This window comes from Burkholderia sp. BCC0398 (genome assembly GCF_902833245.1).
Lineage (GTDB): Bacteria > Pseudomonadota > Gammaproteobacteria > Burkholderiales > Burkholderiaceae > Burkholderia > Burkholderia sola.
Map to the genome: position 1 here is coordinate 211,705 of NZ_CADFEM010000007.1, position 25,731 is coordinate 237,435.

General features: G+C 68.6%; 26 protein-coding genes. 14 read left to right on the top strand and 12 right to left on the bottom strand.

Annotated elements, in window-relative coordinates; translation table 11 throughout:
• Positions 1-75: 75 nt before the first annotated feature.
• Positions 76-1,458, bottom strand: a complete 1,383-nt coding sequence (gene xseA / locus HWX76_RS17580; RefSeq protein WP_089488757.1) for an exodeoxyribonuclease VII large subunit — start codon at positions 1,456-1,458, stop codon at positions 76-78.
• Between the two features lie 449 nt (positions 1,459-1,907).
• On the opposite strand from xseA, the gene lpxK reads away from it, so the two are divergent.
• The 4 genes from lpxK to adk all read left to right on the top strand — a co-directional run bounded on the left by lpxK (position 1,908) and on the right by adk (position 4,898).
• Entirely contained in the window at positions 1,908-2,936 is a 1,029-nt protein-coding gene (gene lpxK / locus HWX76_RS17585; protein ID WP_089488758.1) for a tetraacyldisaccharide 4'-kinase, read from the top strand.
• Positions 2,917-3,111 carry a Trm112 family protein gene (locus HWX76_RS17590; protein WP_006482216.1) on the top strand — a complete coding sequence of 65 codons (195 nt, stop codon included), beginning with the start codon at positions 2,917-2,919 and terminating at the stop codon, positions 3,109-3,111. Before lpxK ends, HWX76_RS17590 begins: the two co-directional genes overlap by 20 nt.
• Positions 3,112-3,235: 124 nt before the next feature.
• A complete protein-coding gene (kdsB, locus tag HWX76_RS17595; RefSeq protein ID WP_050017063.1) occupies positions 3,236-4,027 on the top strand; it encodes a 3-deoxy-manno-octulosonate cytidylyltransferase in 792 nt (263 codons plus the stop codon).
• A gap of 208 nt (positions 4,028-4,235) precedes the next feature.
• Positions 4,236-4,898 (top strand): adenylate kinase, encoded by a 663-nt coding sequence (gene adk / locus HWX76_RS17600; protein WP_050017061.1) that lies wholly within the window; start codon positions 4,236-4,238, stop codon positions 4,896-4,898.
• A gap of 233 nt (positions 4,899-5,131) precedes the next feature.
• Here the strand turns inward: adk and HWX76_RS17605 are convergent, their stop codons facing one another.
• On the bottom strand, positions 5,132-5,974 hold the full coding sequence (locus HWX76_RS17605) for a SirB1 family protein (RefSeq protein ID WP_011546044.1): 843 nt from the start codon (positions 5,972-5,974) through the stop codon (positions 5,132-5,134).
• 8 nt (positions 5,975-5,982) lie between these two features.
• Positions 5,983-7,533, bottom strand: a complete 1,551-nt coding sequence (murJ, locus tag HWX76_RS17610) for a murein biosynthesis integral membrane protein MurJ (protein WP_176016098.1) — start codon at positions 7,531-7,533, stop codon at positions 5,983-5,985.
• A gap of 304 nt (positions 7,534-7,837) precedes the next feature.
• Here murJ and rpsT point away from each other — a divergent pair, with 304 nt between their 5' ends.
• Positions 7,838-8,110 carry a 30S ribosomal protein S20 gene (rpsT, locus tag HWX76_RS17615; RefSeq protein ID WP_006482211.1) on the top strand — a complete coding sequence of 91 codons (273 nt, stop codon included), beginning with the start codon at positions 7,838-7,840 and terminating at the stop codon, positions 8,108-8,110.
• A 159-nt stretch (positions 8,111-8,269) separates the two neighbouring features.
• On the opposite strand, the gene HWX76_RS17620 is transcribed toward rpsT, so the two are convergent.
• A complete protein-coding gene (locus HWX76_RS17620) occupies positions 8,270-8,590 on the bottom strand; it encodes a DUF3579 domain-containing protein (RefSeq protein ID WP_011546046.1) in 321 nt (106 codons plus the stop codon).
• Positions 8,591-9,013: 423 nt separating this feature from the next.
• Between HWX76_RS17620 and argF the strand changes: the two genes are divergently transcribed.
• Entirely contained in the window at positions 9,014-9,943 is a 930-nt protein-coding gene (gene argF / locus HWX76_RS17625; RefSeq protein ID WP_027785240.1) for an ornithine carbamoyltransferase, read from the top strand.
• Positions 9,944-10,028: 85 nt separating this feature from the next.
• Here the strand turns inward: argF and murB are convergent, their stop codons facing one another.
• Complete coding sequence (murB, locus tag HWX76_RS17630) at positions 10,029-11,078, bottom strand: UDP-N-acetylmuramate dehydrogenase (protein WP_124639440.1); 1,050 nt, start codon at positions 11,076-11,078, stop codon at positions 10,029-10,031.
• A gap of 135 nt (positions 11,079-11,213) precedes the next feature.
• Between murB and HWX76_RS17635 the strand changes: the two genes are divergently transcribed.
• Positions 11,214-11,699, top strand: coding sequence for a YajQ family cyclic di-GMP-binding protein (locus HWX76_RS17635; RefSeq protein WP_006482217.1), 486 nt, complete (start codon positions 11,214-11,216; stop codon positions 11,697-11,699).
• 77 nt (positions 11,700-11,776) lie between these two features.
• On the opposite strand, the gene plsY is transcribed toward HWX76_RS17635, so the two are convergent.
• Together plsY and ybaK are read right to left on the bottom strand one after the other, a co-directional pair.
• On the bottom strand, positions 11,777-12,418 hold the full coding sequence (gene plsY, locus HWX76_RS17640; RefSeq protein WP_050017052.1) for a glycerol-3-phosphate 1-O-acyltransferase PlsY: 642 nt from the start codon (positions 12,416-12,418) through the stop codon (positions 11,777-11,779).
• Between the two features lie 116 nt (positions 12,419-12,534).
• Positions 12,535-13,026, bottom strand: a complete 492-nt coding sequence (gene ybaK / locus HWX76_RS17645; protein WP_047898865.1) for a Cys-tRNA(Pro) deacylase — start codon at positions 13,024-13,026, stop codon at positions 12,535-12,537.
• 235 nt (positions 13,027-13,261) lie between these two features.
• Here ybaK and HWX76_RS17650 point away from each other — a divergent pair, with 235 nt between their 5' ends.
• Positions 13,262-14,824, top strand: a complete 1,563-nt coding sequence (locus tag HWX76_RS17650) for an AMP-binding protein (protein WP_124631689.1) — start codon at positions 13,262-13,264, stop codon at positions 14,822-14,824.
• Positions 14,825-14,891: 67 nt separating this feature from the next.
• On the opposite strand, the gene xerD is transcribed toward HWX76_RS17650, so the two are convergent.
• The 3 genes from xerD to queG all read right to left on the bottom strand — a co-directional run bounded on the left by xerD (position 14,892) and on the right by queG (position 17,620).
• The gene (gene xerD / locus HWX76_RS17655; RefSeq protein ID WP_176016099.1) at positions 14,892-15,854 is read right to left on the bottom strand and encodes a site-specific tyrosine recombinase XerD; all 963 of its coding nucleotides are present in this window, start codon (positions 15,852-15,854) and stop codon (positions 14,892-14,894) included.
• Positions 15,851-16,321, bottom strand: coding sequence for a methylated-DNA--[protein]-cysteine S-methyltransferase (locus HWX76_RS17660; RefSeq protein ID WP_126363037.1), 471 nt, complete (start codon positions 16,319-16,321; stop codon positions 15,851-15,853). Before HWX76_RS17660 ends, xerD begins: the two co-directional genes overlap by 4 nt.
• A gap of 63 nt (positions 16,322-16,384) precedes the next feature.
• Positions 16,385-17,620 carry a tRNA epoxyqueuosine(34) reductase QueG gene (gene queG / locus HWX76_RS17665; protein WP_176016100.1) on the bottom strand — a complete coding sequence of 412 codons (1,236 nt, stop codon included), beginning with the start codon at positions 17,618-17,620 and terminating at the stop codon, positions 16,385-16,387.
• A gap of 17 nt (positions 17,621-17,637) precedes the next feature.
• Here queG and tsaE point away from each other — a divergent pair, with 17 nt between their 5' ends.
• Complete coding sequence (tsaE, locus tag HWX76_RS17670; RefSeq protein WP_050017041.1) at positions 17,638-18,189, top strand: tRNA (adenosine(37)-N6)-threonylcarbamoyltransferase complex ATPase subunit type 1 TsaE; 552 nt, start codon at positions 17,638-17,640, stop codon at positions 18,187-18,189.
• Positions 18,171-19,709 (top strand): N-acetylmuramoyl-L-alanine amidase, encoded by a 1,539-nt coding sequence (locus HWX76_RS17675; RefSeq protein WP_124557301.1) that lies wholly within the window; start codon positions 18,171-18,173, stop codon positions 19,707-19,709. Before tsaE ends, HWX76_RS17675 begins: the two co-directional genes overlap by 19 nt.
• Positions 19,710-19,754: 45 nt before the next feature.
• On the opposite strand, the gene HWX76_RS17680 is transcribed toward HWX76_RS17675, so the two are convergent.
• Positions 19,755-20,633 carry an EamA family transporter gene (locus HWX76_RS17680; protein ID WP_176016142.1) on the bottom strand — a complete coding sequence of 293 codons (879 nt, stop codon included), beginning with the start codon at positions 20,631-20,633 and terminating at the stop codon, positions 19,755-19,757.
• A 217-nt stretch (positions 20,634-20,850) separates the two neighbouring features.
• Between HWX76_RS17680 and HWX76_RS17685 the strand changes: the two genes are divergently transcribed.
• The gene (locus tag HWX76_RS17685; RefSeq protein WP_050017036.1) at positions 20,851-21,732 is read left to right on the top strand and encodes a pirin family protein; all 882 of its coding nucleotides are present in this window, start codon (positions 20,851-20,853) and stop codon (positions 21,730-21,732) included.
• Between the two features lie 52 nt (positions 21,733-21,784).
• A complete protein-coding gene (trxA, locus tag HWX76_RS17690) occupies positions 21,785-22,633 on the top strand; it encodes a thioredoxin (protein WP_050017034.1) in 849 nt (282 codons plus the stop codon).
• 108 nt (positions 22,634-22,741) lie between these two features.
• Here the strand turns inward: trxA and HWX76_RS17695 are convergent, their stop codons facing one another.
• On the bottom strand, positions 22,742-23,599 hold the full coding sequence (locus HWX76_RS17695) for a tRNA threonylcarbamoyladenosine dehydratase (RefSeq protein ID WP_050017033.1): 858 nt from the start codon (positions 23,597-23,599) through the stop codon (positions 22,742-22,744).
• A 128-nt stretch (positions 23,600-23,727) separates the two neighbouring features.
• Between HWX76_RS17695 and pdxH the strand changes: the two genes are divergently transcribed.
• Together pdxH and HWX76_RS17705 are read left to right on the top strand one after the other, a co-directional pair.
• Complete coding sequence (gene pdxH / locus HWX76_RS17700) at positions 23,728-24,372, top strand: pyridoxamine 5'-phosphate oxidase (RefSeq protein WP_050017032.1); 645 nt, start codon at positions 23,728-23,730, stop codon at positions 24,370-24,372.
• A gap of 121 nt (positions 24,373-24,493) precedes the next feature.
• Positions 24,494-25,714 (top strand): cyclopropane-fatty-acyl-phospholipid synthase family protein, encoded by a 1,221-nt coding sequence (locus HWX76_RS17705; RefSeq protein WP_050017030.1) that lies wholly within the window; start codon positions 24,494-24,496, stop codon positions 25,712-25,714.
• Positions 25,715-25,731: the final 17 nt, after the last annotated feature.

A 25,731-nucleotide genomic window follows, 5' to 3' on the forward strand; every position in this document is an offset into this window, starting at 1 on the left:
CGACGATGCGCAGCATCCGTTCCCGCCGCGATGCGCGTGTTGCGACGACACGCGTTTCGCTTGGCACCCGTTACGTCAGATCGTATCCGTCAGCCGTGGCTGCACGTCGGCGAGCGACACGTCGGCCGAGCCTTCGGCGAGATGCACGGTCAGGCGCCGCTGCGGCTTCAGCGCGTTCGGTGCGCGCACCGCGCGGCCCGTCTGCGCATCGATCAGCGCCGCATAGCCGCGCTCGAGCGTGCGCTGCGGGCTCAGCACCTCGAGCCGTGCCGCACAGGCCGACACACGCGCGGTGTCGCGTTCGTGACGGCGCTGCACCGCGCTCGCGAGACGTTGCGACAGCCCGGCGAGCGCGTGGCGCGCCTGGGACGGATCGGGCCGCGCGCGCTGCCAGCGCAGTTGCGCGAGCGCGAAACGCGCACGTGCATCGCGCACCGGCCGCGATGCCGCGGACGCGAGCCGCACCGCGAGCTGCTCGACGTGCGTGCGCTGCCGCTGCAGCCGCTCGGCCGGGCTCACGAGCCGCCGCGCAAGCCAGTCGAGCTGCTGCGCGCGCTGTTCGAGCCGGCGCGCCATGCCGCGCGCGAGCGCGCGCTGGCGCTCGTCGACCTCGCGCAGCAGCAGCGCGCGCTGCGGGCTCGCGAGTTCGGCCGCGCCAGTGGGCGTCGGCGCGCGCAGGTCGGCCGCGAAGTCCGCGATCGTGAAATCGGTTTCGTGCCCGACGCCGCTGACGACCGGCAGCTCGCTCGCTGCGATCGCGCGCGCCAGCGCCTCGTCGTTGAACGACCACAGATCCTCGATCGAGCCGCCGCCGCGACACACCAGCAGCACGTCGACCTCGCGCCGCGCGTTCGCGGTCGCAACTGCGGCGACGAGCTTTTCGGCGGAGCCGGCGCCCTGCACGGGGGCCGGATAGACGATCACCGGAATGTGCGGCGCGCGGCGGGCGAGCGTGGTCAGCACGTCGCGCAATGCGGCGGCCTGCAGCGACGTGACGATGCCGATCGCGCGCGGATGGGCCGGCAGCGGCCGCTTGCGCTCGGCGGCGAACAGGCCCTCGCCTTCGAGCTGCGCCTTCAGCCGCAGGAACGCTTCGTACAGGCGCCCCTGCCCGGTGCGCCGCACGGCTTCGACGTTGAGCTGCACCTCGCCGCGCGGCTCGTACATCGTGACGACCGCGCGCACCTCGATGCGGTCGCCTTCGCGCGGCGTGAATTCCGCGTACTGCGCGCGGCCGCGGAACATCACGCAACGCATCTGCGCCTGCTGGTCCTTGATCGAGAAATACCAGTGGCCGCTCGCGGCGCGCGTGAAATTCGACACTTCGCCGGCAATCCACAGCAGCGGAAACGAACGCTCGAGCATCGTCGAGATCGCACGATTGAGCGCCGAAACGGGAATCACTTCGTCGCCGCCGCGCGTGGCGCCGGGTGCGGAAAAAGGAGAATCGGAAAGCATGGGCGGTCGGATGAATGCTGGCGGCGTCACGATAGTCCGACGCGCGCGCGGCGTCCAGCGCCGCCGCATTCGCCACCGTGCGCGGAAGGTGTCCACACTCTGGCATTCGTCCACGTAAAACGCCCGGAAACCGCGAAAAAAGCCAGACGATTCTTCGCAACACGTTGATTTTTATAATCTTTTAAACCTTTCGAAATGATTCTCATCCGATTCGATGCCCGCCGGGCGGGCGTTTGACACGATCGACCGGCGAGTTTTTCACAGAGTTATCCACAGGCCGTCGCGATCCGGCCCCGCGCGCCGCGGCGGCCGGTCGCGCTTGCCGCGCCGGCGTGCGGCGCGCTAGAGTGCCGCCTTCCACGGACCCCGCGGCATGCGCCGCCCAATGGAGAACCCGCCTTGACGAATCCGTCCCTCGCCGCGGCGCCCGACGCGCCGCGCCCGGCCCGATGAGCGCGCCCGGCGGCCCGCTCGCGCGACTCGAAGCGCGCCTGACGCGCGAATGGCAGCGGCGCGGCGCGCTCGCGTGGGCGCTCACGCCGTTCGCCTGCGTGTTCGGCCTGGGCGCGGCGCTGCGGCGCACCGCTTACGCGCAAGGCTGGAAGCAGCCGGTCGACGTCGGCGTGCCCGTCGTCGTGGTCGGCAACGTGACCGTCGGCGGCACCGGCAAGACGCCGACCGTGATCGCGCTCGTCGACGCGCTGCGCGCGGCCGGCTTCACGCCCGGCGTCGTGTCGCGCGGCTACGGCGCGAACGTGAAGGCGCCGACGGCCGTCACGCCGGCGTCTCGCCCGGGCGCGGCCGGCGACGAACCGCTGCTGATCGCGCGCCGCACCGGCGCGCCCGTGTGGGTGTGCCCCGACCGCGTCGCGGCCGCGCAGGCGCTGCGCGCCGCGCATCCGGACGTCGACGTGATCGTCAGCGACGACGGCCTGCAGCACTACCGCCTCGCGCGCACCGTCGAGCTCGTCGTATTCGACCACCGGCTCGGCGGCAACGGCTTCCTGCTGCCGGCCGGCCCGCTGCGCGAGCCGCTGTCGCGGCATCGCGACGCGACGCTCATCAACGATCCGTACAGCGGCGCGCTGCCGCCGTGGCCCGACACCTACGCGCTCGCGCTGACGCCGGGCGCCGCATGGCACCTCGACCAGCCCGCGCTGCGCCGCCCGCTGTCGCAATTCGCGAACGAACGCGTGCTCGCCGCGGCCGGCATCGGCGCGCCGGAACGCTTCTTCGCGACGCTGCGCGCGGCCGGCCTCTCGCCGGCGACCCGCGCGCTGCCCGACCATTACGCGTTCGCCGACAATCCGTTCGTCGACGATGCCGTCGATGCGATCCTGATCACCGAGAAGGATGCAGTAAAATTGGGCGCTTCCTGGCGCGACGCCCGACTGTGGGTAGTCCCCGTCGAAGCCGCGCTCGACCCTCGCCTCATTGCCCTCGTTGTGGAGAAACTCCGTGGACGCTCGCCTGCTTGAAATCATTGTGTGCCCTATCTGCAAAGGCCCGCTCCACTACGACCGTGCCGCGCAGGAGCTGATCTGCAACGCGGACAAGCTCGCGTACCCGATCCGCGACGGCATCCCGGTGATGCTCGTCGACGAAGCGCGCCAGACCGTCGAAGGCACGCCGGTCGATCCGGCCGGCCGCTGAACCGCCGCGCCGCTCGCCCGGCGCACCGATTCGACACTGGCGGCCCGGCCCCGGCCGGGTCGCCGCCCTCCGCCGGGCGACCGGCTTCCGGCGTCGCCCGCCCCGTCCTTCCCAGCGCTCCCCGATGACTCAGCCGCAACCCTTCATCGCCGTCATTCCCGCCCGGCTCGCGTCGACGCGGCTCCCGAACAAGCCGCTCGCCGATCTCGGCGGCAAGCCGATGGTCGTGCGTGTCGCCGAACGCGCGCGCGAAGCGGGCGCGCAGCAGGTGCTCGTCGCATCCGATGCGCAGAGCGTGCTCGACGCGGCGCGCGATCACGGCTTCGAAGCGGTGCTCACCCGCGCCGATCATCCGTCCGGCACCGACCGGCTCGCGGAAGTCGCGGCGGCCTTCGGCTGGCGCGACGACACCGTCGTCGTCAACGTGCAAGGCGACGAACCGCTGATCGACCCCGCGCTCGTCCGCGACGTAGCGTCGCACCTGGCCGCCCATCCGGCGTGCGCGATCGCGACCGCGGCCCATCCGATCCACGACGCGGCCGACGTGTTCAACCCGAACGTCGTGAAGGTCGCGCTCGACGCGCAGAGCGTCGCGCTGTACTTCTCGCGCGCGCCGATTCCGTGGAGCCGCGACGCGTACCAGCCGCACTGGCCCGACGTCTCAGCCATGCCAGCACCGGCTTTCCCGGTCTACCGGCACATCGGCCTCTATGCGTATCGCGCGCGTTTCCTGCGCACCTATCCGTCGCTCGCGCAGGCGCCGATCGAACAGGCCGAGCAGCTCGAACAGCTGCGCGCGCTGTGGCACGGCGAGCGCATCGCAGTGCTGATCACCGAGTCCGCGCCCGAAGCCGGCATCGACACGCCGGCCGATCTCGCGCGCGTGCAGGCCCTTTTTCAGCCGGGTTCAAAATAACCCGTGGCATAATCAGGCGATTGTGCGAGCCGTCCGCGACCAGCGCGTCCTCGCTTGACCCCGCCCGTGGCCCTGCCGGCAGCCGCGCGTCACTCGAACCGACGCGCCGCATCAGACCGGTCCGCCACGCGCCGTGCAAGCCCCGCGCCCGCCGTCGCCGACGCCTTTGAGTCTCGCCACACGAATCTACATACTTGGAGATATCACCATGCGTTTGATCCTGTTGGGCGCGCCCGGCGCGGGAAAGGGCACCCAGGCAAACTTCATCAAGGAAAAATTCGGGATTCCGCAAATCTCGACCGGCGACATGCTGCGTGCGGCCGTCAAGGCCGGCACGCCGCTCGGCGTCGAGGCGAAGGGCTACATGGATGCCGGCAAGCTCGTGCCGGACGCGCTGATCATCGGTCTCGTCAAGGAACGCCTGAAGGAATCCGACTGCGCGAACGGCTATCTGTTCGACGGCTTCCCGCGCACGATCGCGCAGGCTGACGCGATGAAGGACGCCGGCGTCGCGATCGACTACGTGCTCGAGATCGACGTCCCGTTCTCGGAAATCATCGAGCGCATGAGCGGCCGCCGCACGCACCCGGCATCGGGCCGCACGTACCACGTCAAGTTCAACCCGCCGAAGGTCGAAGGGCACGACGACGTGACGGGCGAACCGCTGATCCAGCGCGACGACGACAAGGAAGAAACTGTCAAAAAGCGTCTCGAAGTATACGAAGCGCAGACCAAGCCGCTGATCACGTACTACGGCGACTGGGCGCAGCGCGGCGAGGAAAACGGTTTGAAGGCGCCGCAGTATCGCAAGATCTCGGGCCTCGGAACCGTCGACGAAATCCGCGAGCGCGCGTTTGACGCACTGAAGTAAGCAGCGCGTCGCGCACCCGCAAGCCGCCCGTTCCGGGCGGCTTTTTTTTCGCCTGCCGCGACGTGCACGCGCGTGCGCGTGTCGCCGCCGCAAGCGTCCGAGGCTCGACGGCGAAGTGATTCGCGTGGGCGGCGCGATCCGGATGCAGCCGAAGTAGCAACGGCACGCGTGCAAGAAAAACGCCCGCGATGCGGGCGTTCTTTCCGTGTGCGGGCAAGGGCGTGCCGGCGCGCTCAATCCTCGCCGTCGCGCTGCATCCGCTGCCGCAATTCGCTGACCTGCGACTCGACGACGGTCGCGTCTTCCGCCTCCGGCCGCTCGCCGAGATACTGCTCGAGATCCTCGAGCGCGGGACGCAGGTAATCGAGCCGCGCATACGCGAAGCCGCGGTCGCGCACCTCGTCGAGCTGCTCGGGCAACAGGATCACGAGCCGCTGCTGCACCGCGAGCAGCCGCTGCCAGCGCTCCGTCTGCAGATAGATCGTCTTCAGGTTGCGCAGCATCCGCGCGATGATCTCGCGGCTCGTCGCCGGCTGCAGCAGCGCGCGCAACGCGCTGTCGACGGCGCCGGCCGCGCGCGCGACGTACGGCTCGAGCATCTCGACCATCTCGGCTTCGGACAGCGAATGGCCGTTGGTCGGATCGATGATCAGGTCGCCGTCCGGCAGCGTCACGCGCAGCAGGAAATGGCCGGGAAACGACACGCCGCGCGCCGGCACGCCGATCTGCTCGGCGAGCTCCAGGTACAGCACCGACAGCGAGATCGGGATCCCGCGGCGCCGTTTCAGCACGGCGTTCAGGTGGCTGTTATCGGGGTCGTAGTAATCGTTGTGATTGCACGCGAAGCCGAGCTCGCGGAAGAAGAAGTCGTTCAGCGCGGCGACGCGGCCCTTCAGGTCCGTATCGTCGGCGAGTCGCCGGCGCAGCCGCGCCGCCAGCATGTCGAGTTCGGCCAGCGTGCCCTGCAGGTCGAGGTCGGGATACGCGTCCTGCGCCAGCGACAGCGCGGCTTCCGTGACGGGCAGACTGTCGTCGTCCGCCACGAGCGTGCTGAAGTAGTCGAGGACGCGGGTCATTGCGGTCGTCACTTGGCGCGCCTTCTGAAGTAAGCGTATTTGAAGCCCATCACCCACAACATACCGAAATATAGTGCAGCAAACAGCACGAGGCACGCGGCCATCAGCGCAATGCGATCGAGCGGCTGCGCGCGCATGCCGGTCCAGTCGAAATTGATCGCGCACCAGTGCATCAGGCCCGCGAGCACAAGCGCCGCGCCGGCGAGCTGCACGAAAAAGCGCAGCCAGCCCGGCGACGGCTGGTAGATGCCGCGCTTGCGCAGCCCGAGGAACAGCAGCAGCGAATTCAGGCACGCGCCGACGCCGATGCTGAGCGTAAGGCCCGCGTGGCCGATCAGCGGCACGAACACGTAGTTCGACAGCTGCGTGACGATCAGCACGCCGACCGCGATCTTCACCGGCGTCTTGATGTCCTGCTTCGCATAGAAGCCCGGCGCGAGGATCTTGATCAGGATGATGCCGACGAGGCCGATCCCGTAGGTGGCCAGCGCGCGCGCGACCATCGTGACGGTATGCGCGTCGAACTTGCCGTAATTGAACAGCGTCGCGGTGAGCGGTGTCGCGAAGAAGAACAGCGCGAGCGCGCTCGGCGCCGCGAGCAGGAACGTGACGCGCAGCCCCCAGTCGAGCAGCGCCGAATACTCGTGCGAGTCGGCGTCGACGTGCGCCTTCGACAGGCTCGGCAGCAGGATCGTGCCGAGCGCGACGCCGAGCAGCGCGGTCGGGAATTCCATCAGGCGGTCGGCGTAATTGATCCACGACACGGCGCCCTGCCCGAGCCGCGATGCGATGTTGGTGTTGATGATCAGCGACAGTTGCGCAACGGACACCGCGAACGTCGCGGGCACCATCTTCGCGAGCACGCGCTTCACGCCCGGATGACGCAGCGCGCGCAGCGGGTTGATGCCGATCAGCGGCACCATGTCGATCTTCTTCAGGCCCGGCAACTGCACGAGAAACTGCAGCACGCCGCCGACGATGACCGCCCATGCAAGCGCGTAGACCGGCACCTTCAGGTGCGGCGCGACGAACACGGCCGCGGCGATGAACGCGACGTTGAGCAGCACCGGCGCGAACGCGGGCAGCGAGAAGCTCTTGTACGTGTTCAGCACGCCCGACGCGAGCGTGGTCAGCGAAATGAACACGATGTACGGGAACATGATCCGCGTCATCGTGACCGCGAGCGGGAACGCCTGGCCGTCGGCGTGCAGGCCGGACGCGACCGCGAACACGACCCACGACGCGCCGGCGATGCCGACGACCGACAGCACGGCCAGCGCCCACGCGAGCACGGTGGACATCGCGTCGACGAGCGCCTTCGTCGCATCGTGCCCCTGCTGGTTCTTGAACTCGGCGAGGATCGGCACGAACGCCTGCGAGAACGCGCCTTCGGCGGACAGGCGGCGCAGCAGGTTCGGGATGCGGAAGGCGACGTAGAACGCGTCGGTGTATTGACTGGCGCCGAACGCACGGGCGATCAGCGTCTCGCGGGCCAGTCCGGTCACGCGCGACAGCAGCGTGAAGCCGCTGACCGTCAGCAGGGCTCGGAATAGATTCATGGGGCGCTTATTATACGGACGTTGCGCGACCCGGCCACCGGCCGATGCCGAAAAGCGCGGCCGCCGCCGGCGCTCCAGTTGGCGGACGTTACGTCGAACTTGCCACTCGCTTGATTTTGTTGCTATAATCGCCGGTTTCTGGGCTCGTACATGCACGGCAACTGCCGTTTTCATGTCCCGGCCTCGGTTAAAATCACCGTTTTTTTATGCGCCCCTGGGCAATCGTTCTCAGGGGACGGATCGAAAAGCAGCGCTTGGCCGTCAGGCTCCAAGCTCTGGAAACAGGACAGGATAAGGAACCGTCATGGCTAACTCCGCACAAGCACGCAAGCGCGCCCGCCAGGCCGCGAAGGCAAACTCGCACAACTCGGCGCTGCGCTCGAAATTCCGTACCGCGATCAAGTCGGTTCGCAAGGCTGTTGAAGCCGGCGACCAGGCAAAGGCTGCCGAGCTGTTCAAGGCTGCCGTGAAGACGATCGACACGATCGCCGACAAGAAGATCGTTCACAAGAACAAGGCCGCTCGCAGCAAGAGCCGCCTGGCCGCAGCCGTCAAGGGCCTGCAGGCAGCAGCGTAACTCCGGTGCGCCCGCTCACGCGGGCGTTCCTGTTTCCTGCGATCACGAAAAAGCCCGCCTAGGCGGGCTTTTTCGTTGCCTGCCGCCGGCGCATCGTGCGCGGCGGCAGTGCTTGCCTTGGGGGCGGGTGCGACACGCACCCTCGCCCGTCGGCATCAGTCACTTCTTCGTGTTGTAGTCCGGCAGTTCGCACGCCTCGGTCACGACGAGGTTGTTGTCCTTCGCGAAATTCAGCACGAAATCGAACGCCATCGGCTCGATGTCGCGCAACCGCGAATCGAGGATCACGCATTTGAGGTCGCCGAGCATCGTCGGGCGCACGTACAGCGAATACTTGAGACGCGCGTTCGGCCCGCTCGCCCCCGGCCCGAAGCAGGCCATCACACCGGCCAGACGTTCCGACCAGTCGCTCGGGCGAAACTTTTTCCCGTCTTTCGTGATGCCCTGGATGAAAAATTCGGTCGGAGGGGTTTCAGCCATGTGGTTACCCAAGTGACGGCCCGGCGATGCCCAGGCAACGGCGCCTGGATACGCGAACACAAAGCTGGAGGGTCGGCCGCACGCGCCGATCGATATCCCGAAAACGGAGCGTCGATGCGCGCCGCCGGTGGACTGCACCGGATGTGTGCAGCGCACGGCTTGTGTCCGGCAGAGCGCGAAAAGCCTTGCCTGCCGGGCTGGAGAAAACTTTTGAATTATACCGCAGCGCGCCATCGCGCGTCGTCCCGACACCCCTCTTCCCGCACGGCCGGTCGCGCGCGGCGATCCTGCCCCGCGTCTTTCGACGGCTTTTTCACGGCTCGTCAAAGCACAGAAAATCCTTTATGCTGCTTTGAGTTATCCACACCCGACGGCGGCGCCGTCCGGCCTCGCTGCCGGGTGAGACCCGCCGTATTTCGTTTCATGACCGCCAAAACCATTCGTCACTACCTGCAGTTCAAGGATTTCTCGCTGGAAGACTACGAGTACGTGCTCGAACGCACGGGTATCCTGAAGCGCAAGTTCAAGAACTACGAGACCTATCACCCGCTGCACGACCGCACGCTCGCGATGATCTTCGAGAAGAGCTCGACGCGCACGCGCCTGTCGTTCGAGGCCGGGATCTTCCAGCTCGGCGGCCACGCCGTCTTCATGAGCACGCGCGACACGCAGCTCGGCCGCGGCGAGCCCGTCGAGGATTCCGCGCAGGTCATCTCGCGAATGGTCGACATCATCATGATCCGCACGTTCGAACAGGACGTGATCACGCGCTTCGCGCAGAATTCCCGCGTGCCGGTGATCAACGGGCTGACGAACGACTACCACCCGTGCCAGGTGCTCGCGGACATCTTCACGTACTACGAGCACCGCGGGCCGATCGCCGGCAAGACCGTCGCGTGGGTCGGCGACGCGAACAACATGCTGTACACGTGGATCGAGGCCGCGCAGATCCTCGGCTTCAAGCTGCGCCTGTCCACCCCGCCCGGCTATGCGCTCGACATGAAGCTCGTGTCGCCCGACAGCGCGCCGTTCTACGAGGTGTTCGACGATCCGAACGAAGCGTGCAAGGGCGCCGATCTCGTCACCACCGACGTGTGGACGAGCATGGGTTTCGAGGCCGAAAACGAGGCGCGCAAGCAGGCATTCGCCGACTGGTGCGTCGACGAGGAAATGATGGGCCACGCGAATCCGGATGCGCTCTTCATGCACTGCCTGCCCGCGCACCGCGGCGAGGAAGTGACGGCCGGCGTGATCGACGGCCCGCAGAGCGTCGTGTGGGACGAAGCGGAAAACCGCCTGCACGTGCAGAAGGCGCTGATGGAGTTCCTGCTGCTCGGCCGCCTCAAGCACTGACGCGCCGCCCAACGCACCCGCGTAAAAAAGCGCCGGTCGACGACCGGCGCTTTTCGTTTGGATGCGCGAAAACCGGCGCGCGCCGTTACAGGCAGACCGGTTCGGCCTCCAGCTCGACGCCGAACTGCGCGCGCACGTCAGCCTGGATCGCCCGCGCCAGCGCCAGCACGTCGGCGCCGGTCGCGCCGCCGCGATTGACGAGCACGAGCGCCTGGCGGTCGTGCACGGCCGCCGCCCCGAGTGCGCGCCCCTTCCAGCCGCAGCGGTCGATCAGCCAGCCGGCCGCGAGCTTCACCTGCCCGTCCGGCTGCGGATACGACACGACCTCCGGCACGCGGGCGCGCAGCGTGTCGAACTGCGCGGCGTCGATCACCGGATTCTTGAAGAAACTGCCCGCATTGCCGAGCACGAGCGGATCGGGCAGCTTCGCGCGGCGGATCGCGACGACCGCATCGAACACGTCGCGCGGCGTCGCCGCATCGGACGCGATGCCGCGCGCGTCGAGCTCGCGCGTGACGTCCGCGTAGCCGAGCCGCGGCGTCCATTGCTTCGGCAGCCGGAACGTCACCGCGACGATCGCGAACCGGCCGCGCCCTTCCCGCTTGAAGAAGCTGTCGCGATAGCCGAACGCGCAGCGCGCGGCGTCGAAGCGCTCGCTGCGCCCGGTCGCCAGCTCGACCGCGACCAGCGAATCAAAATACGCTTTCATCTCGAGACCGTACGCGCCGATGTTCTGGATCGGCGCGGCGCCGACGGTGCCCGGGATCAGCGCGAGATTCTCGAGGCCCGGCATCCCGTGCTCGAGCGTCCACGCGACGAACGCGTGCCAGTTCTCGCCGCCACCGGCCTCGACATACCACGCGTCGTCGTCCTCGCGCACGACGCGGCGGCCCGCGATCTCGTCGAGCAGCACGATGCCGTCGAAATCGCGCGTGAACACGATATTGCTGCCGCCGCCGAGCACGAGCTGCGGCAGGCTCGCGACCCGCGGGTCGCGATGCAGCGCCTCGAACTGCGCCGCCTGCGTGATGCGCGCGGCGAAGCGCGCGCGCGCGGCGATGCCGAACGTGTTGTGCGCGGCGAGCGGATGGTCGGGAAGCAGCGACAGGGAGCAATCGTCAGGAGGCATCGGCATTCGCGGTCACGTCGGCCGGGCGGCGCATGGCCGGCCTTGGGCAAACGGAGGGGCATCGGTAAAATGGCAAACAGTCCGCAATTATAGCGAGTGCCCGCGCGCGAGCCGGGTGCCCGCATCTCAAGGGAGAATGCCATGCCATCGTTCGACGTCGTTTCCGAAGCGAACATGATCGAAGTGAAGAACGCCATCGAGCAGTCGAACAAGGAAATTTCGACGCGCTTCGACTTCAAGGGCTCCGACGCGCGCGTCGAGCAGAAGGAACGCGAGCTGACGCTGTTCGCCGACGACGATTTCAAGCTCGGCCAGGTCAAGGACGTGCTGATCGGCAAGCTGGCCAAGCGCAACGTCGACGTGCGCTTCCTCGACTACGGCAAGGTCGAGAAGATCGGCGGCGACAAGGTCAAGCAGATCGTCACCGTGAAGAAGGGCGTAACGGGCGACCTGGCGAAGAAGATCGTGCGCCTCGTGAAGGACAGCAAGATCAAGGTGCAGGCAAGCATCCAGGGCGACGCGGTGCGCATCTCGGGCACGAAGCGCGACGACCTGCAGAGCACGATCGCGATGCTGCGCAAGGACGTGACCGACACGCCGCTCGACTTCAACAACTTCCGCGACTGACCGGCCGCCGATCCGTCGCGTCATCCGGCCGGGCCCCGCGCACGCGGCGCGCCCGGCGCGCGGCCAGCCGCGCGTGCTCAGGCTTTCCCGCCGTCCTGCGCGCCGCCGTCCGCGGCCGCCTTCTTCTTGTCGCCGATCCGGCTCTCCTGCCCCGCGAGCAGCTTCGAAATGTTGCCGCGGTGACGCCACACGAGCAGCACGCTCATCGCCAGCACGGCCCACGCGACCGGGTTGTGGCCCGGCATGCCGAACAGGAACACGTCGAATACCGGCGCGAACACGGCCGCGACCAGCGCCGCGAGCGACGAATAGCGGAAAAAGAACGCGACGATCAGCCAGGTCAGCGCGGTCGCGAGCCCGAGCACCGGGTGCACGGCGAGCAGCACGCCGGCCGCGGTCGCGACGCCCTTGCCGCCCTGGAAGCGGAAGAACACCGGGTACAGGTGGCCGAGGAACACGGCGATCGCAACCCACGCGATCGCGACGTCGGGCAGGCCGAAGCGCCGGGCGAGCCAGACGGCGATCCAGCCCTTGAACGCGTCGCCGACGAGCGTCAGGATCGCGGCCTTCTTGTTGCCGCTGCGCAGCACGTTGGTCGCGCCGGGATTCTTCGATCCGTACGAACGCGGGTCGGCCAGCCCCATCACGGAACTGACGACGACGGCGAACGACACCGAACCGATCAGGTAGGCAACGAGGGCGGCGAGCAGGATCTGCATGCGGAGGACTCTTCTTTCAACGTATCGGGAAAGGGACGGCCGTGCGCGGCAAGCCGGCAGGCCGAAACGGCGCCCATTCTACCGAACGGGCGCGGGGTGCCACGAAGGTGAAACCCTCAGTCGACGCTCGCACACTGCACCGGCTGCGCGCCGAGCAGCGACGTGAGCACCGCCGGCGCGAGGCTGACGAGGTAGCCGCGCCGGCCGCCATTCAGGTAGATCGTCGGCAGTTCGAGGATCGTCGCCTCGACGTAGACGGGCATCGTCTTGCGCGTGCCGAACGGCGACGTGCCGCCGACGAGATAGCCCGAATGGCGGTTCGCGACGTCGGGCTTGCACGGCTCGACGCGCTTCGCGCCGATCTGCCGCGCGAGATTCTTCGTCGACACGGTGCGGTCGCCGTGCATCAGCACGATCAGCGGCTTCGCGTGCTCGTCTTCCATCACGAGCGTCTTCACGACGCTGTGCTCGTCGACGCCGAGCTGGCGCGCCGATTCGCCGGTGCCGCCGTGCTCGACGTATTCGTACGGATGCTCGCCGAACGCGACGCCATGGCGGCGCAGCAACTGGGTCGCGGGGGTTTCGGACACGTGTCTGGATTTGCTCATGGCGGCATTTTAATGGCGAACGATCGGCGAGCGCGCAATGGCGTGCCCGCGCCGGCGGTATACTCGCGGCCCGTTTTCCGCCGGCCCGCCGCATCGCCGTCGCAAGTGTGCCCATCATCGTTGCGAACATCGCGAAGCGCTATTGCCCGTTTGGCTGATTGTGGCGCGCGCGCCCTCATGGCACGATCGTTCGCAAATATCGTCGGCGCCGCCGGCCCCCTCATCTGGAGACGCCATGTCCTCGCCCATCCGTTCATCCGAATCGCTCGACGTCGATGCGCTGCTCGCCGCGCTGCCGCGCCGCATCGCCGACGTGCCCGCGCACCGGGCCGCGCAGTCGCCCGCGCATCCGGCGCTGATCGAGGATGCTCGCCGGCTGTCGTACGGCGAGCTGGCGCAGGCCGTCGACGCGGCGGCCGCGCGGCTCGCGCGCCTCGGCGTGCGAGGCGGCGACCGCGTGATGATCGTCGCGGAAAACTGCGTCGCGCAGATCGTGCTGCTGTTCGCGGCCGCGCGCCTCGACGCCTGGGCGCTCGTGTCGAACGCGCGGCTGTCGGCCGCCGAGCTCGACGCGATCGCCGCGCATGCGCGTCCGAAGCTGATCGCGTTCACGACCGACGCATCGGCCGACGCGCGCACCCACGCCGAGCGGCTCGGCGCGACGCCCGCCGGCGCGCTGCCGGTCGACATCGGCGCGTGGTCGTATCGCGTCGATCCAAGCGCCCCCGCCGAACCGGTGGCCGCCGACGGCGCCGGGCAATGCGCGGCGCTGATCTACACGACTGGCACGACCGGTACGCCGAAAGGCGTGATGCTGTCGCACCGCAACCTGCTGTTCATCGCGGCGATATCGAGCACGCTGCGCCGCGTGTCTCCTGACGACGTCGTCTACACGGTGCTGCCCGTGTCGCACGTGTACGGGCTCGCGTCGGTATGCGTCGGCAGCCTCTACGCAGGCGCGACGCTGCGGCTCGCGCCGCGCTTCTCGCCGGAAGCCGTGCGTGTCGCGCTCGCCGACGAAGGCGTGACGATCTTCCAGGGCGTGCCCGCGATGCACGCGAAGCTGCTCGAACACCTGCACACGCACGGCCACGCGTGGCGCGCGCCGCGGCTGCGCTTCGCGTATTCGGGCGGCTCGCCGCTCGATGCGAACCTGAAGGCCCGCGTCGAGCGCCTGTACGGCGTGCCGCTGCACAACGGCTACGGGATGACCGAAAGCAGCCCGACGATCACGCAGACGCCGCTCGACGCGCCGCGCGCGGACAGTTCGGTCGGCGTGCCGATCCCGGGCGTCGACATGCGGATCGTCGCGCCGGACGGCACCGACGTGCCGCCGGGCGAAGTCGGCGAAATCCGCGTGCGCGGGCCGAACGTGATGCTCGGCTACTACCGCGACACGGACGCGACGCGCGCGGCCGTGTCGCCGGACGGCTGGCTGAGCACCGGCGATCTGGCGCGGCAGGACGCGGACGGCGCGGTGACGATCGTGGGCCGCAGCAAGGAGCTGATCATCCGCTCGGGCTTCAACGTGTATCCGGTCGAGGTCGAACAGGTGCTGAATGCGCATCCGGACGTCGTGCAGGCGGCCGTGATCGGCCGCGCGATCGACGGCAACGAGGAAGTGCTCGCGTTCGTCGAGCTGGTGCCCGGCGCGGCGGCGAACGAGGCGGCATTGCACGCGTGGTGCGCGGATCGGCTCACCGCTTACAAGCGCCCTGCGCATATCCGCGTGCTCGATGCGCTGCCGGCCGCGTCGACCGGCAAGGTGCTCAAGCACCGGCTGCGCGAACTGGTCTGACGCCGCCGCCGGCGCGCTGCGCGCGTCCGCATTGCAGTCCGCGCCGCGAATGCACGCGCGGCGCGTGTCAGCCGCGCGGGTGATGCTGCGCGTGCAGCGTCCTGAGCCGCTCGCGCGCGACGTGCGTATAGATCTGCGTGGTCGAGATGTCGCTGTGGCCGAGCAGCAGCTGCACGACGCGCAGGTCGGCGCCGTGGTTCAGCAGGTGCGTCGCGAACGCGTGCCGCAGCGTGTGCGGCGACAGGTGCGCGCGCACGCCGGCCTGCTGCGCGTGACGCTTGATGATGTTCCAGAACTGCTGGCGCGTCATCCCGTCCCCGCGCGCGGTCACGAACAGCGCATCGGCCGCGCGTGCGCCGAGCAGCGCCGGCCGCGCATCGCGCAGGTAGCGTTCGATCCAGCCGTGCGCGACTTCGCCGAACGGCACGAGCCGCTCCTTCGACCCCTTGCCCATCACGCGCACGACGCCTTCGTTGAGGCCGACCTCGACCGTCTTCAGCGTCACGAGTTCGCTCACGCGCAGCCCGCTCGCGTACATCAGCTCGAGCATCGTGCGATCGCGCAGGCCGAGCGGCGTGCCGATGTCGGGCGCGCCGAGCAGCGCCTCGACCTGCGCCTCGGACAGCGTCGACGGGAATCGGGCCGCCTGTTTCGCGGACGTGATCCGCAGCGTCGGGTCGGCGCTCGCGCGATGCTCGCGCACGGCCCAGCCGTAATAGCGGCGGAACACGGACAGCCGCCGGTTCGACGACGTCGCCTTGCCGTCGCTGCGCGCGGCGATGTAGCCGGTCACCATCGCCTCGTCGGCCGAGTCGAGCGGCGCGCCGTGCGTCGCGGCCAGCCAGTGGGAAAACAGCGCCAGGTCGCGCCGGTACGCATCGAGCGTGTTGCGCGCGAGCCCGTGCTCGAGCCACAGCGCATCGCAGAACACGTCGATCGACGCGCGGCTCGCGAGCAGCGCGGGCGATGCCGCAACGGCGTCGATCTCGCTGTCGTTGTCGGCGCGGGGGGAAATCATCGGTTCGCTCATTGGTACGGCACGCCCTCGTGCGCCAGCAGCCAGCGCTTCACTTGCTGGTAATAGCCGTTGTCGTCGTGGTTCGCGAATCCGCCGAGGCCGCCCGCCGCGACGACGCGATGGCACGGAATCACGAGCGGGAAGTAGTTCGCGCCGCACGCCTGGCCGACCGCGCGCGGCGCGCTGCCGATTCGCTTCGCGACCTGGCCGTAGGTCAGCACCGTACCGGGCGGGATGTCGCTGATCACGTCCCATACGCGGTGCTGGAATGCGCTGCCGACGTCGGCGAGCGGCAGGTCGAAGCGCGCCGATGCGCGCTCGAAATAACGTTCGATCTGCTCGACCGCGCGCTTCGCGAGCGCCGAGTCCGGATCGACCGACTTCATCGATTCGGGCAGATAGACGATCTCGCGCACCACCGCGGCATCCGTGCGGATGCCGACCTTGCCGAACGGCGCGTCGATGACTGCGTTGAACATGGACTTCTCCTGACCGGAATGCGCGCGGCCCTGCCCGCGCGCCGACGACACTTTACGCCGCCTTCACGCGGCTCGCAGCGCCCATTCGACATGCTCGCGCACGATCGGCGACGGATCGTCGGCGCGGGCGCGCAGCGCGGCGACGATCGCGGCGCGCGCCGGCGGCGCGAGCCGGTCCGCGCCGGTGCGCAGCGCATTGCCGAGCCCGACCGCGAGATTGCGCAGCCAGCTTTCGTAGCCGATGCGCCGGATCGCGCTGCCCTGCATCCGCGTATCGAACGTCTCGCCGTCCCACGCGAACAGCTCGACGAGCGTCGCGCGGTCGAGGCCGTGCCGCACGTCGAAGTCGGCGACGGGCGCGGCCTGCGCGAATTTGTTCCACGGGCACACGAGCTGGCAGTCGTCGCAACCGTACACGCGATTGCCGATCATCGGCCGCAGCGGCTCGGGGATGCTGCCTTTCAGTTCGATCGTCAGATACGAGATGCAGCGGCGCGCGTCGACGCGGTACGGCTCGACGATCGCGCCGGTCGGGCACGCGTCGATGCAGCGCGTGCAGCTGCCGCAGTGCGCGCCGGGCGCCTCGGGCGCGCTGTCGGGCGACGTGTGCGCGTCGGTCGGCAGCGGCAGGTCGACGTAGATCTCGCCGAGAAAGAACAGCGAGCCGGCATCGCGCTGCAGCAGCAGCGTGTGCTTGCCGCGCCAGCCGACCCCGGCCTTCTGCGCGAGCTCGACTTCGAGCACGGGCGCCGAATCGGTGAACACGCGGTAGCCGAACCCGCCGATCTCGTGCTCGATGCGCTCCGCGAGCGTCTGCAACCGGTTGCGCAGCACCTTGTGATAGTCGCGGCCGCGCGCATAGATCGACACGACGGCCGCCTGCGGATCGTCGAGCCGCGCCCGTTCGCGCGCGCGCCAGTCGTGCGGCGCGAGCGCGCCCGGCTCGTCGTCGGGCGTGTCGGCCGCGAGCGTTTCGGCCGGCACATAGGCGAGCCGCACGGAAATCACGCGTCGCGTACCGGCCACAAGTTCGGCCGGCCGCGCGCGTTTCATCCCATGTTTGGCCATATAATCCATTTCGCCGTGGTATCCGGCTTCCAGCCAGGCGGCAAGGCCCGCTTCGGCATCCGAGAGATCGGTGTCGCTGATGCTGATCGCCCCGAAACCCAATTCGCGCCCCCACGCCCTGATGCGAGCGGCGAGCGCACTCAACGCCGCATCGTCGAGCGCGCACGGCGCCGCGCCTTCGCCATGAGTCGAAGGCCTGTCGGATGCGGCGCGTTCCGGTAGTCGGTTCATCGCACTATTTTACGAGAATGCCAGCCACGTCCAGCCAACCGCCTCATGCCATGTTGCCCGCCCCGCTCGCGGAGCGCGTGATCGCGCTCGCCGACGAAGCGGCAACCGAGGCCTTCGGCACCCGCTTCGCGCACGCGCTCGACGCGGCGCGCATCGAGCTCGGCCGCGCCCATGCGTTCGACGGGCTGCAGATCCAGCTGGTCGGCGATCTCGGCGCGGGCAAGACGACCCTCGTGCGCGCGATCCTGCGCGGCCTCGGCCACCCGGGGCGCGTGCGCAGCCCGACCTATACGCTCGTCGAGCCGTACGCGCTCGAGCGCAGCGACGGGGAACTCGAGGTCTATCACTTCGATCTGTATCGATTCAACGATCCGGCCGAATGGTCCGATGCAGGCTTTCGCGAATATTTCAATTCCAGCGCGATCTGCCTCGTCGAATGGCCGCAACAGGCGGGTGCGCTGCTCGGCGTGCCCGATCTGGTTTTCTCGCTCGACGTGGATGGCGACGGCCGTGCCCTCACCGTCCGGGCGTACAGCGCTTCAGGAAAGGCATGTCTCGAAAGATGTTGATCAAACCGTTCCGCTCGATCGAATCGGCGGCCACCGCGACGCACAACTGGCGGCGCCGTCAGATCCTGCGCGCGGGGGCGTCGACGCTGGTGCTCGGTCTCGTCGCGCCGCGGCTCGCGCACGCGTCGTCGGTGCTCGGCGTGCGCGTGTGGCCCGCACGCGATTACACGCGCGTCACGATCGAATCCGACCAGCCGCTGCAGAATAGCCAACAGCTGCTGCAGGGTCCCGACCGCCTGGTCGTCGATCTGAACGGCCTCGACCTCGACCAGGCGCTGCGCGATCTCGTATCGAAGATCGCGCCGAACGATCCGCAGATCCAGTCGGTGCGCGTCGGCCAGTATCAGCCGCACGTCGTGCGGATGGTGTTCGACCTGAAAGGCTCGGTGAAGCCGCAGGTGTTCACGCTGCCGCCCGTCGGCACGTACAAGTACCGGCTCGTGTTCGACCTGTATCCGGCCGTCGCGCCCGATCCGCTGTCCGACCTGATCGCGCAGACGGAACGCAAGGAACAGGCGCTCAACGACACCGCGCGCGCGCAGCAGATGCAACCGCCGTCCACGCTGGCCGGCCCGGGCACCCCGCCGCCCGGCGCGGGCGCGGGCGCGGGCGACAACAGCGACGCATTCTTCCAGCGTTTCGCGCAGAACACCCCGGCCGCGCCGCATACGCCGCCGGCCGCCGGCACGCCGTCGACGCCCGCGAAGCCGGCCGTCAAGCCGCCGCCCGTCATCGCGCGCCGCGACGACAACGACGACGACGGGGACACCTACAAGTTCACCGCGCCAAAATCCGGCAAGGGCGGCACGGTACGCCTGCTGACGGTCGCGATCGACCCGGGCCACGGCGGCGAGGATCCGGGCGCGATCGGCGGCGGCGGCACGTACGAGAAGCACATCGCGCTCGACATCGCGAAGAAGCTGCGCGCGAAGATCGACGCCGCCCCGAACATGCGCGCGATGATGACGCGCGACGCCGACTTCTTCGTGCCGCTGAACGTGCGCGTGCAGAAGGCGCGCCGCGTCGGCGCCGACCTGTTCGTGTCGATCCACGCGGATGCGTTCACGACGCCGTCCGCGCGCGGCTCGTCGGTGTTCGCGCTGTCCGACCACGGCGCGACGAGTGCCGCGGCGCGCTGGATGGCGAACAAGGAGAATTCGTCGGACCTGATCGGCGGCATCAACATCAAGACGGCGGACGCGGCCGTGAACCGCGCGCTGTTCGACATGTCGACGACCGCGCAGATCCGCGACTCGCTGCGCTACGGCAACTACGTGCTGAAGGAAGTGGGCGGCATCAACAAGCTGCACAAGGGCTCGGTCGAGCAGGCCGGGTTCGCGGTGCTGAAGGCGCCCGACATTCCGTCGATCCTCGTCGAGACCGCGTTCATCAGCAACCCGGACGAAGAGCGCCGCCTCAACGACGACAGCTATCGCGACGAGATGGCCGACGCGATCTTCCGCGGCATCAAGCGTTATTTCGCCGCGAATCCGCCGCTCGCGAAGAACCGGATGGCCTGAGCGTCACCCGTTCCCTGCCGCCGGCACGCCGCGCGTGCCGGCGCGTCACGATGCCGCGAAGCGGCTCAGCAGTTTCCCGCCGAACACGTTCACCGCGAGCCCGCCCATCACGAGCGCGGCGCCGATCAGCTGCGATTGCGTCAGATGCTCGTCGAGCAGCAGCGCCGACGACGCGAGCCCGACGATCGGCACCAGCAGCGAGAACTGCGCGACCTGCGCGGCCGGGTAGCGCGACAGCAGGCGGCTCCACAGCCCGTAGCCGAGCAGCGTCGCGACGAACGCGAGATAGACGACCGCGAAGATCGACGCGCCGTCGAGCCCGGCGAGCGCGGTCGCGATCCGCCGCGGCCCCTCGAACCACAGCGACAGCAGGAAGAACGGCACGGGCGGCACGAGGCTCGCCCACACGACGAGCGACACGAGGTTGGCCTTCCCGACCTTCTTCGTGACGATGTTGCCGACGGCCCACATCGCGGCCGAGCAGATCGTCAGCAGGAAGCCCGCGAGCGTCATCGCGCGGCCGCCCTGCGCGGCGATCACGACGAGCCCGGCCGCGGCGATCGCGAGCCCGACCAGGTTCTGCACGCGCAGCCGCTCGCCGAGGAACAGCATCGCGAACACCAGCGTGAAGAACGCCTGCGATTGCAGCACGAGCGACGCGAGGCCGGCCGGCATCCCGACGTACATGCCGGTGAACAGGAACACGAACTGGCCGAGCTGGATCGTCGCGCCGTACAGCACCAGCAGCCGCCACGAAATCTGCGGCCGCCGCACGAAGAACGCCGCCGGCACGGCCGCGAGCGTGAAGCGCAGCGCGCCGAGCAGCATCGGCGGCATGCCGTGCAGGCCGACCTTGATCACGACGAAGTTCACGCCCCACGCCAGGATCACGACCAGCGCGAGCAGCAAGTCCTTCGGGGCCATCATCGGCGTCTCCTCGATTGTCGAATTGTCGTTGTGAAGCCGGTCAGTCTACCGGGTTTCGCCGCCGCGCCCGATACCCGCACGGCGCATATGGAATCGGCGGCGGACGCGGTGGCTTGTGCCGCGCGGCGGACGCAGCACGACGCGTGCCTGCCGCGGCCGCCTCGCGCCGCCAGTACAATGACCGCCAACCCAGCCGCTCCCCACGAGGCCCGCCATGACCGACTCGATCAAAGCCCTGCTGAAGCCGCACGTGCGCGACATCGGCAACCTGCAGGTGCGCCGCACGCTGCCCGCGCTCGCCGCACGCCTCGTCGGCCCGTTCATCTTCTTCGATCACATGGGGCCCGCCGCACTGCCGGCCGGCACGGGGCTCGACGTGCGCCCGCATCCGCACATCGGGCTCGCGACGGTCACCTACCTGTTCGACGGCGCGATCCTGCATCGCGACAGCCTCGGCTCGCTGCAGGAAATCGTGCCGGGCGACGTGAACTGGATGACGGCCGGCCGCGGGATCGTCCACTCCGAGCGTACGCCCGACGCGCAGCGCGCGAACGGCCACACCGTGCACGGGATCCAGACCTGGGTCGCACTGCCGAAAACGCACGAGACGACCGAGCCGTCGTTCGAGCACCACGCCGCCGACACGCTGCCCAAGCGCGATGAAAACGGCGTCGCGCTGACGGTGATCGCCGGCGACGCGTTCGGGCTGCATTCGCCCGTGACGACGTTCTCGCGCACGCTGTACGTCGCGGCCGAATTCGCGGTCGGCGGCCGGCTCGAACTCGATGCGTCGCACGAGGAGCGCGCGGTCTACGTGGTCGATGGCGATCTCGCGATCGACGGCACGCCGGTGCCGGCCGAACGGATGGCCGTGCTCGCGCCGGGCGCGACGGTCGCGCTGACGAGCGGCAGCGGTGCGCGCGCGATGCTGCTCGGCGGCGACCGGATCGACGGCGAACGCTTCATCGAATGGAATTTCGTCGCGAGCAGCCGCGACGCGATCGAGCACGCGAAAGCAGCATGGACGCGCCAGGAAATGGGCAAGGTGCCCGGCGAGACCGAGTGGATTCCGCTGCCCGAATCGAAGCCGCGTTGAAAAAGCGGCGCGCCGCCCCCATCCTGACGATATTCGAACGGAAGAGAACGACATGGACACCACGCTTGCCACATTCGAGAAAGACGTCATCGAGGCGTCGCTGGACACGCCCGTGCTGGTCGACTTCTGGGCGCCGTGGTGCGGCCCGTGCAAGACGCTCGGCCCGCTGCTGGAAAAACTCGAAGCCGATTACGCCGGCCGCTGGAAGCTCGTGAAGGTCAACGTCGACGAGAACCAGGAACTCGCCGCGCACTTCCAGACGCGCAGCATCCCGCACGTGATCGCGTTCGCCGACGGGCGGCCGGTCGACCAGTTCGTCGGCGTGCTGCCCGAAGGGCAGTTGCGCGCGTTCCTCGACCGGCTGCTGCCGGCGGCCGAGGAAGCCGAGCGCCGCGCCGCGCAGTACGCGATGGCCGAACAGCGCTTCGACGATGCGCTCACGCACCTCGAAGCGGCGCTCGCGCTGAACCCCGGCTACGACGACGCGCGCCTCGACCTGATCGAGCTGCTGCTCGCGCGCAACGAAGTCGACGCCGCGCGCGCGGAGACCGAGCGCCTGTCGCCGCAGACCGTGCAGAACGGCGACCCGCGCTACCAGGCGATCAAGACCCGTTTCGACGCGCTCGACGCCACGGCCGACCTGCCGCCGACCGACGCGCTCGAGGCACGCATCGCGGCGAACCCGGCCGATCTCGACGCGCGCTTCGACCTCGCGCAGAGCCTGATCGCGCGGCGCGCGTACGAAGGGGCGCTGGAGCAGTTGCTGGAAATCGTGACGCGCGATCGCGCATACGGCGACGACCTCGGCCGCCGCACGATGATCTCGGTGTTCGAACTGGCCGGCGATCGCCCCGACCTCGTCGCCGCATGGCGACGCAAGCTGAGCATGGCGCTCAACTGACCTGACGCGCGACTGGCCGGACCGCAACGGCCCGGCTGCATCGCCGTCTCGCCCGCGGCGCGCTCCCCGCGCCGAAGCGTCATCCTTCCCTGCCCGCGCGCCGCGCGCTCAGCCGGCCGCCTGTGCCGCGATCGCCCGCAGCGCATGCGCGGCCGCCGCGAAACCGAAGCTCGCGGTCACGCACACGCTCGAACCGAAGCCTGCGCAGTTGAGCCCCGCGACATGCGCGGCAGCGGACGGCTCCGCGCCGTCCTCGATGTCGCAGGCCGCCGCTTCCGGATAGATCAGCGGCTCGTCCGAATATACGGCGCTGACCTTGAAGCGCGCCTTCGGCCCGCGCGGAAAACCGTGCTGCTTGCGCAATTGCGCGCGCACCTTCGACAACAGCGGATCCTGGATCGTCAGCGCGAGATCGTCGATGCGGATGCGCGTCGGGTCGAGCTGTCCGCCCGCGCCGCCGACGACGATCAATGGCTGCCGTTTCGCGACGCACCATGCGATCAGCGCGACCTTCGTGCGCACGCTGTCGATCGCATCGATCACGTAGTCGAAGCCGCCGCCGAGCAGCGCGTCGAAGTTGTCGGGCTCGACGAAATCCTCGATCCGGTTCACGCGGCACGCGGGATCGATCAGCGCGATCCGCTCGGCCATCGCGTCGACCTTCGGCTTGCCGTAATTGCCGTCGAGCGCATGAACCTGCCGGTTCGTGTTGCTTTCCGCGACGTTGTCGAGATCGATCAGCGTCAGCGTGCCGACCGCGTTGCGCGCGAGCGCCTCGGCCACCCACGACCCGACGCCGCCGATCCCGATCACCGCGACGTGCGCCCGCTCGAACGCGGCGGCCGCCGGCGCGCCGTACAGGCGCGCGACGCCGCCGAAACGCCGGGCGCGATCCACGTCAAGCTGGATTTCCGGGGTCGGGGTAAGATCAGAAGAACGGGGCGGGGCAGCGTCGGCGGAGGACATGGCAGCAAGGAAAACGTAAGTCGTGCAGCCCTCTATTTTGCCTGAACTCCCCGCTCCCCCGCCCCACTGTGCACGCACGATTCTCGCGCGTTAGCTATACTGGCCCCAGATTGAAGCGTTTGCATAACATGACGACTCTCGCCGATCTTCGCATCAACTATTCGCGTGCTTCGCTCGACGAAGCCGATGCCGCCCCCGACCCGTTCGCCCAGTTCGATCGCTGGTTCAAGGAGGCGCTCGCCGCCAAGCTGCCCGAGCCGAACACGATGACGCTCGCGACCGTCGGCGCCGACGGCCGGCCGTCGGCCCGAATCGTGCTCATCAAGGGCGTCGACGAACGCGGGTTCGTCTTCTTCACCAATTACGACAGCCGCAAGGGCCACGATCTCGCCGTGCATCCGCAAGCCGCGCTGCTGTTCTACTGGATCGAGCTCGAGCGCCAGGTGCGCATCGAGGGCCGGATCGAGAAAACCAGCGCGGAAGAAAGCGACCGCTATTTCGCGTCGCGCCCGCTCGGCTCGCGCATCGGCGCATGGGCGTCGGACCAGAGCACCGTGATCGACAGCCGCGCGACGCTCGAAGCGCGCGAACAGGCCGTCAGCGAACGCTACGGCGACAATCCGCCGCGCCCGCCGCACTGGGGCGGCTACCGCCTCGTGCCCGACGCGATCGAATTCTGGCAGGGGCGCCCGTCGCGGCTGCACGACCGCCTGCTCTATACGCGCGACGCCGCGGCGGCGCCGGGCTGGACGATCTCGCGCCTGTCGCCGTAAGCGCGGCGCCGGCGTGCGCCGGTCGTGTCTCGTGTTGCATCCGGGTGCCTGCGCCGCAAGCGGTGGGCGCCGGTCAAGATACTTGGCTGTATTCGATTCAACGAACAAACGGAGAATCCAAATGTTCTGGGAAAAGAAGCTGGCACAGTGGGCGGATGAAGTACGGGCAAAAGCGAACATACCGGCGCGACTCGTGCTGTGGAACGGCGATCAACTCGATTTCGGCACCTTCAGCGCGCCGCAGGTCACGCTGAAGGTGAACAGCGCATCGGCGTTGCCGCTGCTGCTCGAACCGAGCCTCGACAATCTCGGCGAGGCGTACGTGAAGGGCAAGATCGACATCGAAGGCAAGCTGTCGGACATCATCAACATCGGCTACTCGCTCGCGCGCAGCACCGTGACGAGCGCGAGCAAGCTGGCCCGCGTGAAACGCTACTTCAATCACACGAAGAGCACCGACAAGAAGGCGATCCAGTACCACTACGACGTGTCGAACGCGTTCTACCAGCTGTGGCTCGACGAGAACATGGTGTACTCGTGCGCGTACTTCGAGAACGGCGACGAGGATCTCGCCACCGCGCAGATCAAGAAGATCGACCACATCCTGACGAAGATCCAGCTCGAGCCCGGCCAGCGCCTGCTCGACATCGGCTGCGGCTGGGGCGCGCTCGTGCTGCGCGCCGCGCAGAAGTTCGGCGCGACGTGTCTCGGCGTGACGCTGTCGCAGAACCAGTTCGACCTCGCGACCGCGCGTGTGAAGGCCGCGGGGCTCGAGGACAAGATCGAGATTCGTCTGCAGGATTACCGCGAGATCGACGGCCAGTTCGACCGGATCACGAGCGTCGGGATGTTCGAGCACGTCGGCCGCAAGAACCTGCCGCTCTACTTCTCGCGCGTGCGCGAGCTGCTCACCGACGACGGCATCGCAATGAATCACGGGATCACGTCGACCGACGCGGAAAGCGGCGAAACGGCGCTCGGCGGCGGCGAATTCATCGATCGCTACGTGTTCCCGGACGGCGAGCTGCCGCACATCAGCCTCGCGCTCGAAGCGGCGCAGCGCGGCGGCCTCGAGGCGGTTGACGTCGAAAGCCTGCGCCGGCACTATGCGCGCACGCTCGATATCTGGACGGAAAACTTCGAAGCGAAAGCCGAGGAAGCGAGAAAGCTCGTCGACGACGAAAAATTCCGCATCTGGCGCGTGTATCTCGCCGGCTGCGCGTATGCGTTCGAGCACGACGACGTGTCGATCTTCCAGATCGTGTGCCGCAAGGCCGGACGCAGCGCGAAAACGCTGCCGTGGTCGCGGCGCTACATGTACGAACACGCGCTGCCGCGCTAGGCGGCGCATCACGCAGG

What these genes read in the sequence shown, in the direction of transcription:
- xseA (WP_089488757.1), bottom strand. Translation starts at nt 1,458, where the DNA reads ATGCTTTCCGATTCTCCTTTTTCCGCACCCGGCGCCACGCGCGGCGGC.
- lpxK (WP_089488758.1), top strand. Translation starts at nt 1,908, where the DNA reads ATGAGCGCGCCCGGCGGCCCGCTCGCGCGACTCGAAGCGCGCCTGACG.
- kdsB (WP_050017063.1), top strand. Translation starts at nt 3,236, where the DNA reads ATGACTCAGCCGCAACCCTTCATCGCCGTCATTCCCGCCCGGCTCGCG.
- adk (WP_050017061.1), top strand. Translation starts at nt 4,236, where the DNA reads ATGCGTTTGATCCTGTTGGGCGCGCCCGGCGCGGGAAAGGGCACCCAG.
- HWX76_RS17605 (WP_011546044.1), bottom strand. Translation starts at nt 5,974, where the DNA reads ATGACCCGCGTCCTCGACTACTTCAGCACGCTCGTGGCGGACGACGAC.
- murJ (WP_176016098.1), bottom strand. Translation starts at nt 7,533, where the DNA reads ATGAATCTATTCCGAGCCCTGCTGACGGTCAGCGGCTTCACGCTGCTG.
- rpsT (WP_006482211.1), top strand. Translation starts at nt 7,838, where the DNA reads ATGGCTAACTCCGCACAAGCACGCAAGCGCGCCCGCCAGGCCGCGAAG.
- HWX76_RS17620 (WP_011546046.1), bottom strand. Translation starts at nt 8,590, where the DNA reads ATGGCTGAAACCCCTCCGACCGAATTTTTCATCCAGGGCATCACGAAA.
- argF (WP_027785240.1), top strand. Translation starts at nt 9,014, where the DNA reads ATGACCGCCAAAACCATTCGTCACTACCTGCAGTTCAAGGATTTCTCG.
- murB (WP_124639440.1), bottom strand. Translation starts at nt 11,078, where the DNA reads ATGCCGATGCCTCCTGACGATTGCTCCCTGTCGCTGCTTCCCGACCAT.
- HWX76_RS17635 (WP_006482217.1), top strand. Translation starts at nt 11,214, where the DNA reads ATGCCATCGTTCGACGTCGTTTCCGAAGCGAACATGATCGAAGTGAAG.
- plsY (WP_050017052.1), bottom strand. Translation starts at nt 12,418, where the DNA reads ATGCAGATCCTGCTCGCCGCCCTCGTTGCCTACCTGATCGGTTCGGTG.
- ybaK (WP_047898865.1), bottom strand. Translation starts at nt 13,026, where the DNA reads ATGAGCAAATCCAGACACGTGTCCGAAACCCCCGCGACCCAGTTGCTG.
- HWX76_RS17650 (WP_124631689.1), top strand. Translation starts at nt 13,262, where the DNA reads ATGTCCTCGCCCATCCGTTCATCCGAATCGCTCGACGTCGATGCGCTG.
- xerD (WP_176016099.1), bottom strand. Translation starts at nt 15,854, where the DNA reads ATGAGCGAACCGATGATTTCCCCCCGCGCCGACAACGACAGCGAGATC.
- HWX76_RS17660 (WP_126363037.1), bottom strand. Translation starts at nt 16,321, where the DNA reads ATGTTCAACGCAGTCATCGACGCGCCGTTCGGCAAGGTCGGCATCCGC.
- queG (WP_176016100.1), bottom strand. Translation starts at nt 17,620, where the DNA reads ATGAACCGACTACCGGAACGCGCCGCATCCGACAGGCCTTCGACTCAT.
- tsaE (WP_050017041.1), top strand. Translation starts at nt 17,638, where the DNA reads ATGCCAGCCACGTCCAGCCAACCGCCTCATGCCATGTTGCCCGCCCCG.
- HWX76_RS17675 (WP_124557301.1), top strand. Translation starts at nt 18,171, where the DNA reads ATGTCTCGAAAGATGTTGATCAAACCGTTCCGCTCGATCGAATCGGCG.
- HWX76_RS17680 (WP_176016142.1), bottom strand. Translation starts at nt 20,633, where the DNA reads ATGGCCCCGAAGGACTTGCTGCTCGCGCTGGTCGTGATCCTGGCGTGG.
- HWX76_RS17685 (WP_050017036.1), top strand. Translation starts at nt 20,851, where the DNA reads ATGACCGACTCGATCAAAGCCCTGCTGAAGCCGCACGTGCGCGACATC.
- trxA (WP_050017034.1), top strand. Translation starts at nt 21,785, where the DNA reads ATGGACACCACGCTTGCCACATTCGAGAAAGACGTCATCGAGGCGTCG.
- HWX76_RS17695 (WP_050017033.1), bottom strand. Translation starts at nt 23,599, where the DNA reads ATGTCCTCCGCCGACGCTGCCCCGCCCCGTTCTTCTGATCTTACCCCG.
- pdxH (WP_050017032.1), top strand. Translation starts at nt 23,728, where the DNA reads ATGACGACTCTCGCCGATCTTCGCATCAACTATTCGCGTGCTTCGCTC.
- HWX76_RS17705 (WP_050017030.1), top strand. Translation starts at nt 24,494, where the DNA reads ATGTTCTGGGAAAAGAAGCTGGCACAGTGGGCGGATGAAGTACGGGCA.